Source organism: Caulobacter sp. 05L422 (assembly GCF_056397765.1).
Window position 1 is genome coordinate 105075 of the sequence record NZ_JBFTOB010000022.1, and the last position, 8159, is coordinate 113233.

General features: G+C 69.2%; 9 protein-coding genes and 2 tRNA genes. 6 read left to right on the top strand and 5 right to left on the bottom strand.

What is annotated here, in order from left to right; all coding sequences use genetic code 11:
- Window positions 1-3 precede the first annotated feature (3 nt).
- Entirely contained in the window at window positions 4-1077 is a 1074-nt protein-coding gene (locus AC1DMQ_RS20045) for an HPP family protein (protein WP_477035319.1), read from the top strand.
- A 44-nt stretch (window positions 1078-1121) separates the two neighbouring features.
- Complete coding sequence (locus AC1DMQ_RS20050; RefSeq protein WP_477035320.1) at window positions 1122-1376, top strand: low temperature requirement protein A; 255 nt, start codon at window positions 1122-1124, stop codon at window positions 1374-1376.
- 12 nt (window positions 1377-1388) lie between these two features.
- Here the strand turns inward: AC1DMQ_RS20050 and AC1DMQ_RS20055 are convergent, their stop codons facing one another.
- Window positions 1389-2375, bottom strand: coding sequence for an alpha/beta fold hydrolase (locus AC1DMQ_RS20055; RefSeq protein WP_477035321.1), 987 nt, complete (start codon window positions 2373-2375; stop codon window positions 1389-1391).
- A 118-nt stretch (window positions 2376-2493) separates the two neighbouring features.
- On the opposite strand from AC1DMQ_RS20055, the gene AC1DMQ_RS20060 reads away from it, so the two are divergent.
- Window positions 2494-3717, top strand: a complete 1224-nt coding sequence (locus tag AC1DMQ_RS20060) for a multidrug effflux MFS transporter (RefSeq protein WP_477035322.1) — start codon at window positions 2494-2496, stop codon at window positions 3715-3717.
- A gap of 12 nt (window positions 3718-3729) precedes the next feature.
- On the opposite strand, the gene AC1DMQ_RS20065 is transcribed toward AC1DMQ_RS20060, so the two are convergent.
- The 4 genes from AC1DMQ_RS20065 to rlmB all read right to left on the bottom strand — a co-directional run bounded on the left by AC1DMQ_RS20065 (window position 3730) and on the right by rlmB (window position 7439).
- On the bottom strand, window positions 3730-4107 hold the full coding sequence (locus AC1DMQ_RS20065) for a DUF423 domain-containing protein (protein ID WP_477035323.1): 378 nt from the start codon (window positions 4105-4107) through the stop codon (window positions 3730-3732).
- Window positions 4107-4847 carry a TerC family protein gene (locus tag AC1DMQ_RS20070; protein ID WP_477035324.1) on the bottom strand — a complete coding sequence of 247 codons (741 nt, stop codon included), beginning with the start codon at window positions 4845-4847 and terminating at the stop codon, window positions 4107-4109. Before AC1DMQ_RS20070 ends, AC1DMQ_RS20065 begins: the two co-directional genes overlap by 1 nt.
- A 42-nt stretch (window positions 4848-4889) precedes the next feature.
- A complete protein-coding gene (gene stpX / locus AC1DMQ_RS20075) occupies window positions 4890-6515 on the bottom strand; it encodes a stalk-specific protein StpX (protein ID WP_477035325.1) in 1626 nt (541 codons plus the stop codon).
- A gap of 87 nt (window positions 6516-6602) precedes the next feature.
- Window positions 6603-7439, bottom strand: coding sequence for a 23S rRNA (guanosine(2251)-2'-O)-methyltransferase RlmB (gene rlmB, locus AC1DMQ_RS20080; protein WP_477035327.1), 837 nt, complete (start codon window positions 7437-7439; stop codon window positions 6603-6605).
- A gap of 171 nt (window positions 7440-7610) precedes the next feature.
- Here rlmB and AC1DMQ_RS20085 point away from each other — a divergent pair.
- The 3 genes from AC1DMQ_RS20085 to AC1DMQ_RS20095 all read left to right on the top strand — a co-directional run.
- Window positions 7611-7696, top strand: a tRNA-Tyr gene (locus AC1DMQ_RS20085).
- A 76-nt stretch (window positions 7697-7772) separates the two neighbouring features.
- Window positions 7773-7846 (top strand) — tRNA-Gly (locus AC1DMQ_RS20090).
- Between the two features lie 53 nt (window positions 7847-7899).
- Window positions 7900-8159 (top strand): GTP-binding protein (locus tag AC1DMQ_RS20095; protein WP_477035326.1); only part of this gene is annotated, 260 nt, incomplete at its 3' end.

Here is an 8159-nt window from a genome sequence, read left to right on the forward strand (position 1 = left end):
ACTTTGACCCGGCCCACGCCGGCGCGATGGCTCGACATCGGCCGCGGCGGCCTGGGCGCCTTGCTGGGGCTGCTGGTCGCCGGGGTGCTGGCCAGGCTGATCGTCGGCGGCGCGCCCTTGACCTCGCCGCTGCTGATCGCGCCGATCGGCGCCTCGGCCGTGCTGGTCTTCGCCGTGCCCGCCAGCCCCCTGGCCCAGCCCCATTCGGTGGTGTTCGGCAACGTCCTGTCGGCCCTGGTCGGCATCGCCTGCGCGCAGCTGTTCCATGGCGCGCCGTTCGTCGGTCCCCTGGCCGTGGGCCTGGCCATCGCGGTGATGTCCCTGGCCGGGTGCCTGCACCCGCCCGGCGGCGCCGTGGCCCTGATCTGCGCCCTGGCCGGGCCGGAGCTGACCAAGGCCGGCTGGATGTTCGCGCTGACGCCCGTGGGCCTGGACTCGCTGCTGCTGGCCCTGGCCGGCATGGCCTTTCACCGCGTCACCGGGCGCTCGTATCCGCACCGCGCGCCGGTCGTCGCCGACAGCCCGCACAAGACCAGCGACGCCCCGCCCGGAGCGCGGGCCGGCTTCACCGCCGGCGACCTGGACGCCGCCCTGGCCCAGTACGGCGAGCTGCTGGACGTCAGCCGCGACGACCTGGACGCCCTGTTCCGCCAGGTCGAGCTGCAGGCCCACCAGCGGCTGCACGCCCAGATCCTGTGCGGCGACATCATGTCGGTCGACGTGATCGCCGTGGACCCGCAGCAGACCTGCGAAAGCGCGCTGCTCTACATGCAGGAGCACGACCTGCGCACCGCGCCGGTGGTCGACGCCGACCGCAAGGTGCTGGGCCTGGTGCGGCGCGCCGAACTGCAGGCCAACCGCCGGCGCAAGGTCGAGACGGTGATCGATCCGTTCGTCCACCGCGTGCGCGAGACCACGCCGATCCAGGCCCTGCTGCCCCTGCTGTCGAGCGGGGCGGTGCACGAGGCGGTGGTGGTCGACGCCGACCGCACCCTCAAGGGCATCGTCACCCAGACCGACCTGCTGGCGGTGCTCTATCGCGCCCACGTCGTCGAGGCGATGGCCGGCCAGCGCTAGGCCGCCATCGCAACCCCAGCCGCTTTTCCGTATTCTCCCGAGTCATGAACAACCCCGAAGACCTCAGCGACGAAGAACTGCTGGACATGCTGACCCCGCGTCAGCTGGCCGAGCTGGACCGCGCGATCGCCGAGATGATGGGCCCCGAGGGCCTGGACAAGGTCATCTCGCTGCAGGTGATGGCCCAGCTCTACACCGTGCGCGCCGCCGAGCGCGACGAGGTCTCGGCCCTGGCCATGCTGCAGATGGCGGCGGCGATGCGACGTCGCGCGGAAATCTTGGCCGAGCAACAGGGCTAGGAGCGTTCCCCTCTACGGGTTCGGGAACCGCCGCTCCAGCCAGTCGATCAGGAGCGCGTTCACCCGCTCGGGCGCTTCCTGCTGGGTCCAGTGGCCGCTGCCCTCGACCAGCACCTTCTCCAGGTCCGAAATCTGGTCGCCCATGCGGTCGGCCAGCGAAGGCGGCAGCACCACGTCGTGCTCGGCCATGATCATCAAGCAGGGGATGCCGTCGATCCGGACGGGCAGGTGCTCGGCCCGCTCCCAGTTGCGGGTGAAGTTGCGGTACCAGTTGATCCCGCCGGTGAAGCCGGTGCGCTGGAACGTCTCGACGAAGGTCTTCAGTTCCTCCGGCTCCAGAAGCTGGGCGGAGGTGTCGGCGACGTTGAAGCGCGCCAGGCCGTCCTGCAGCGCCAGGGAGCGTCCCCCGGTCTCGCCGCTGGTGAAGGCGGCCTGAACGCCGGTCGGCTTGCGCATGAAGTAGCGCATGGTCTTTTCCACATCGGCGGCCAACTGGGCGTCGGCCACGCCGGGCTTCTGGAAGTGGACGATGTACATGTCGTCGCCGAACGCGTTGCGGAAAGCGGTGATCGGATCGACCGGCAGGCGCGGCAGGAACGGCGTGTTGACGCCCACCACGCCGGCGGTCCGGCCCGGATGCATCAACGGCATCTGCCAGACGACCAGCCCACCCCAGTCGTGGCCGCAGAACACCGCCTTCTCGACGCCCAGGTGATCCAGCAGCCCGACCAGGTCGCCGGTCAGGTGGGCCATGTCGTAGTCCTCGACCGCCTCGGGACGGTCGGTCAGGCCGTAGCCGCGCTGGTCCGGAACGATCACCCAGCGCCCCGCTGCCGCCAGGGCCGCGATCTGCCAGCGCCAGGAATAGGAGAACTCGGGAAAGCCGTGGCACAGCACGATCGGCGTGCCGACGCGCGGCCCGGCCTCGTAATAGGCCATGCGGATCCCGTTGATCTGGGCGAACGCGGGCTCGGGCATCGGCGGCGCAAGCTGGGTCATGGCGTTTCCTGCTTATATGATTGGTGATTAGATTGCAGGCGGGCGTCGCGCCCGGCAAGGCCGCGATTCGCACGGTCAAGGACTTACCCCTGCGGAAAACAAGCGTAAAAGCGCGACCATGACCGACAACGCACAGCCCACGCCCGCCGCCACGCCCTGGCGGCTCGTCCTGATGTTGGGCGCCCTGACCGCCTTCGCGCCGATGTCGATCGACATGTACCTGTCCAGCATGCCGGACATCGGCCGGAGCCTGCACGCGGGGGCCGACGACGTTCAGGCCACGCTGGCGGCGTTCTTCGCGGGCATGGCGATCGGCCAGTTCCTGTACGGTCCGGCCTCGGACCGGTTCGGACGCCGTCTGCCGCTGTTGCTGGGCATCGGCATCTATGTCGCGGCCTCGGTGGTCTGCGCCATGGCGACGTCGATCGAGGTGCTGATCGCCGCCCGCTTCGTCCAGGCCCTGGGCGGTTGCGCGGGGGCGGTGATTGCCCGGGCGGTGGTGCGCGACAAGTTCAACCACGCCGACACGGCGCGGGTGCTGTCGCTGATGACCCTGATCATGGGCCTGGCGCCGGTGCTGGCCCCGCAGTTCGGCGGCGTCGTGCAGTTCTTCGCCGGCTGGCGCGGCGTGTTCTGGACGCTGGCGGTCTTCGGCCTGCTGATCGGCCTGTGGATCGCGCTGAGCCTGGTGGAGTCCCGCTCGGAGGCCACGGCGATCCAGGCTCGTTCCGAAAACCCGTTCCGGGCTTATTCCGCGCTGCTGCGCCAGAAGCGGCTGGTCGGCTACGGCGTGGCCGGGGCCCTGAACGGCGCGACCCTGTTCACCTACATCTCGACCGCGCCGGACCTGATGATGGGGACCTATGGCCACGCGCCGTTGGTGTTCAACATCATCTTCGCCTTCAACGCCGTGGGCATCATCGGGGCTAGCCAGGTCAACCGCCTGCTGCTGCGCCGGGCCACGCCCGACCAGGTGCTGGTGCGGGCCAGCATCGCCTCGATCGTCGCCGCCTTCCTGCTGGTCGCCGCCGCCTATAGCGGCCTGGGCGGTCAGTTCACGGTCCTGCCGCTGCTGTTCGCGGCGCTGTCCAGCTATGGCCTTATGGCCGGCAACACCATGGCCGGGGCGTTGAGCGTCGACCCCAGCCGGGCGGGCTCGACCTCGGCCCTGATGGGCGGGGCGTCGTTTGGGGCGGGAGCGCTGGCCTCGTGGGTGGGCGGCCTGCTGCACGACGGCACGGCCAGGCCGGTGGCGGCGGTGATGTTCGCCTGCCTGGTGGGGTCGAGCCTGGCGATCTTCCTGCTGGCGGTCCCCAAGGACCGGCGCGGCAAGGCGGCCTAGGCCCAGGCCGGCCTAGGCTTCGCGATCCGCGATCGTTCCGGCCCGCCAGGCCAGCAGCAGCCAGCCGGCCAGGAAGCACACGCCGCCAAACGGCGTGACCATGCCCAGGATCCGCGGCGCGCCGAACGCCAGGGCGTACAGCGAGCCCGAGAACAGCACGGTCCCGACCAGGAACAGGGCAGGGGTCGTCACGCCCGTCTTGCCGCCCGCCTTGCGGATGGCCAGCCAGCCGAACACCGCCAGGGCGTGCGTCATCTGGTACAGCGATCCGGTGTGCAGCAGCTCGGCCGCGCGGGCGTCCTTGGCGCCGTGCGCGGCAAAGGCGCCGAACGCCGCGGCCAGGAAGCCGCTGAGGGCGGCCAGGCGGACGACGAGGGCCGAGCCGCGCATCACTTGTGCTTGTTGTGGGCGGCCAGCTCGTCCGGCGTGATGTCCAGGAACGACGGCATGGCGGCGTTGTAGGCCTGCGTGTTGTGCAGATCGATGACAACGCTGCGATGGCCTTCCCAGATCATGTGCACGGAGACGTACAGCACGATGGCCAGGCCGATGAAGCCGATCCAGCGATGCTTGTGCAGCAGGTTGGCGATGGCGGTGGCGGCCACGCCCATCAGGATGATCGACAGCAGCAGGCCGAACACCAGGATGGCCGGATGCTCGCGGGCCGCGCCGGCCACGGCCAGCACGTTGTCCAGCGACATCGAGACGTCGGCGATCAGCACCTGCAGGAAGGCCTGCTTGAAGGTCTTGGCCGGCCTGGCGCGGGGCTCGGTGGCCGGGTCGTCGTCCAGGCAGGCCTGGGCGTCGGCCTGTTCGTGGGTGATCTGCTCGCGCAGCTCGCGCCACATCTTCCAGCAGACCCACAGCAGCAGCAGGCCGCCGGCCAGCAGCAGGCCGATCACGCCCAGCAGCCAGGTGGTGATCAGGGCGAAGCTGATCCGCAGGACCACGGCCGCGCCGAGGCCATAGAGGATGACCTTCTTGCGGTCCTGGGCCGGCAGGCCGCCGGCCGCCAGGCCCACGGCCACCGCGTTGTCGCCCGCGAGGACGAGATCGATCATCAGAACGGAGAGAAAGGCCGCGAACGGACCGTTCAGTCCGCCCACCTGGGCGAGGAGCGCGTCAAACATGAGGCCTCAATGCGTCAGGCGGGCGGGTCTGGCAAGCGCCCCCTAGTGGGTGTGCTCAAGTTCCTTGTGATCGGTGTGGCCGTCGTGCTCGTGACCGTCATGATGACCGGCCTCGGCGTGACCATGGTCGTCATGGCCGTGACCGTCGTCGTGGCCATGGTCGCCATGAGGAGCGGCGGCGTGGTCGTGGCCGCTGACCGGCAGGGCCTCGGCGCCGGCGACCGGGGCGACGTGGTGATCGTCGTGGCCATGGCCGTGATCGTCGTGGCCGTGATCATGGGGCGGCGCCTCGAACGGGCTGTGCTCGTCATGGCCATGGCCGTGGTCGGTGTGGCCATGGTCGTCATGATGATTGACCGCGGTGGCCACCGCCGCGCCGGCCAGGGCGCCCCCGGCGGCCGCGACCATCGGGTTGACGTAGTTGACCTCGGCGGACTTCGGCGCGTCGAACTCCATCTCGTTGCGGCCGTAGTCGGTCAGGGTGCGGAACTTGCGGCGACGCTCTTCCCGGGCCTTGGAGGCCGAGGCGTTGCGGGCGATCGCCACCAGGATCAGCAGGGCCAGCAGCACCAGGGCGCCGCCCAGCAGCGACTTGCCGGCCACCTTGCCGACGCCCGGCAGGTCGACGGTCTCGTAGCGGCCCAGGTTCGGCATGGCGAACTTGAAGCCCTTGGTCTTTTCCTTCACCGCGTCCTGGATCGGAGCGACCTGCTTGGCGATCGAGCCCAGCGTGAAGCCCTGGGCCGGCTTGGTTCCGTTCAGCTCGACGCCGAAGTCCGTCTTCAACGGACCCTTGGCGGCGGGGGTCGGCTTGACCTGCCAGGCGAAGGTGGCGGGCTCGCCGGCCTTGACCTCGGCGGTCTGGCGACCGTTCGGGGTGATTTCGTAGCCCTGGCCCTGCAGGTCGGCATAGGCGCTGGTCTTCTTGGCCGACTTGGTCAGGCCCAGCTTGGCGGCTTCCTTCTTGATCAGGTCGCCGAGCGTGGCGGGCAGGGACAGGGTGACCTGGCCCTCCTTGCCCTGGGTCAGGCTTTCGGCCGTGGCCAGGGTCGCGCCCTTGGTCGCTTCCGGCGCGACGGCGGCCTGCAGCTTCTCGAGCTTGGTCAGCGGCTTGGCCGGAACGGGCTTGGCGGCGGCGGCCGCGACCGGCGCGACGACCGGGGCCTTGGCCGGAGCGACGGCGGGCTTGGCGGCCACGACCGGCTTCAGCGGGGCCGGGGCGGACGCGACGACCGGCTTCGCGGCCGGCTTGGCGACCGGAGCGGGCGCGGCGTGGATCCGACGGGCCGGCGCGGAAACCGCGCGCGGCGCATAGCGGGTCGCCTTGGGATTGGCGATCGGCGCCATGGCGGTGACCAGGGTGCCGTCAGCGCGGCGCCAGGTCTTAAGGTTCGGATTGGAGCTGTAGACAGGCGTCGGCGCGGCGGCGGGCGTCGCGGCGGTCGCCGGGCCGCCCAGCAGGCCGTCGGCCGGCGTGGTCTCAGCGGCGGGCGGCGCGCCCATCAGGTCGGGCGTCTGAGCCGCGCCGTAGCCGGCCGCGTTCGACGCGGGCGGCGCTTCGACGGGCTCACGCGCGCCACAGCCGGCGATTACCAGAACGCTTACCGCGCAACCGGCCAGAGCCGTCATACGGACTTTATTATGCAACATCGGGTCCCCCGATCCCATGTCTGAACTCTCCGCAAGCTGCGCTATGCGGTCTCGCGCTTGAGAGAACCACGTGATCGCGACGAAATCAAAACGGTTAAGAGAGATTCACGAACCGATTTCATCCCTGGGGCGAAATTTCGACGCTTCATAGAGCGCCACCGCCGCCGCGGCGGACACATTCAGGCTCTCAAAGCCCCCAGGCATGGCAATTTTACCCAAGACGTCACAGTGCTCGGCGACCAGCCGGCGCACGCCTTCGCCTTCCGATCCCAGCACCAGCACCGTCGGGCGGCCGTCCAGCACCTGGTCGAGGGTCTCCTCGGCTTCGCCCGCGAGGCCGACGGCCCGCCAGCCCAGATCGGCCAGCTCCTCCAGGGCGCGGGACAGATTGACCACGCGCGCGTGGGGGATCTTGTCGACGGCGCCGACGGCGGTCTTGGCCAGCACGCCGGTCAGGGCCGGGGCGTGGCGGTCCTGCAGGATCATCCCCTTGGCCCCGAAGGCGGCCGCCGAGCGGAAGATCGCGCCGATGTTCTGCGGATCGGTGATCTGGTCCAGCATCACCAGCAGGCCCTCGGCCGGCGTCCCCAGGTCGTGGACGGTCAGCATCTCGGGCTCGTCGATCTTCAGGGCGATGCCCTGGTGCACGGCGCCGGCCGGCAGCTGACGGGCGATGTCGGCGCCCTCCATGATCTGCAGGAAGGGGGCGCGGCTCAGATTCGGCGCGAGTCGTTTGGCGCGATCCGGGGTGGCCAGAAGACGTTTCGGAACGGGTCTGGCGGGGTTGGAAAGCGCGGCCTCGACGGCGTGAGTCCCCCAGATCCAGTCCTTGGCGTCGCCCTGACCCTTGGAAAACTTGTTGTTTTCCCGAGGCTTGGAACGAAAATCACGTCCGGGCGAAGAAGGCTTTTTCCGGTCGTTGCGTTCGGAATGAGAGGACACTATAAGACGCGCTCCGATTTGGGGCCCTGAGGGTTTCCAAGAGCCAGGGCGGCGCTGCTTTAGCATCGTCTCACAGGTCTCGAGGAAGCTTTTGTTCCTTTTTCGTGACGGGCGGTCCGCCGCCGGTCACGAGGATGGAAAGGCCGCTTTGAAGGAACTCTGTCGCGCGCTGGGGGAATGTCCCGAGTGGCAAAGGGGGGGGACTGTAAATCCCCTGGCGTACGCCTTCGCAGGTTCGAGTCCTGCTTCCCCCACCACGCGCGACGAGAGCTCCCAAGAAGCCTGGACCCCAAAGAAGCCAGACCGGGAGCCGATCGCGACCCCGCTAGCTTGGCGGGTATAGCACAATGGTAGTGCAGCAGCCTTCCAAGCTGAGGATGCGGGTTCGATTCCCGCTACCCGCTCCAGCTCCCAACACATATTTCCCAGAAACAAGCCCGCCGGCGCGAAGGTAGAGACGATGGCCAAGGAAAAGTTCGAACGTAACAAGCCGCACTGCAACATCGGCACGATTGGTCACGTTGACCATGGCAAGACGACGTTGACGGCCGCGATCACCATCATCCTGGCCAAGTCGGGTGGTGCGACCGCGAAGAACTACGCCGACATCGACGCCGCGCCGGAAGAAAAGGCCCGCGGCATCACGATCAACACCGCGCACGTGGAATATGAGACGGCCAACCGTCACTACGCCCACGTCGACTGCCCCGGCCACGCCGA

Coding starts and splice junctions, on each gene's coding strand:
- AC1DMQ_RS20050 (WP_477035320.1), top strand. CDS start 1,122: ATGAACAACCCCGAAGACCTCAGCGACGAAGAACTGCTGGACATGCTG.
- AC1DMQ_RS20055 (WP_477035321.1), bottom strand. CDS start 2,375: ATGACCCAGCTTGCGCCGCCGATGCCCGAGCCCGCGTTCGCCCAGATC.
- AC1DMQ_RS20060 (WP_477035322.1), top strand. CDS start 2,494: ATGACCGACAACGCACAGCCCACGCCCGCCGCCACGCCCTGGCGGCTC.
- AC1DMQ_RS20065 (WP_477035323.1), bottom strand. CDS start 4,107: ATGCGCGGCTCGGCCCTCGTCGTCCGCCTGGCCGCCCTCAGCGGCTTC.
- AC1DMQ_RS20070 (WP_477035324.1), bottom strand. CDS start 4,847: ATGTTTGACGCGCTCCTCGCCCAGGTGGGCGGACTGAACGGTCCGTTC.
- stpX (WP_477035325.1), bottom strand. CDS start 6,515: ATGGGATCGGGGGACCCGATGTTGCATAATAAAGTCCGTATGACGGCT.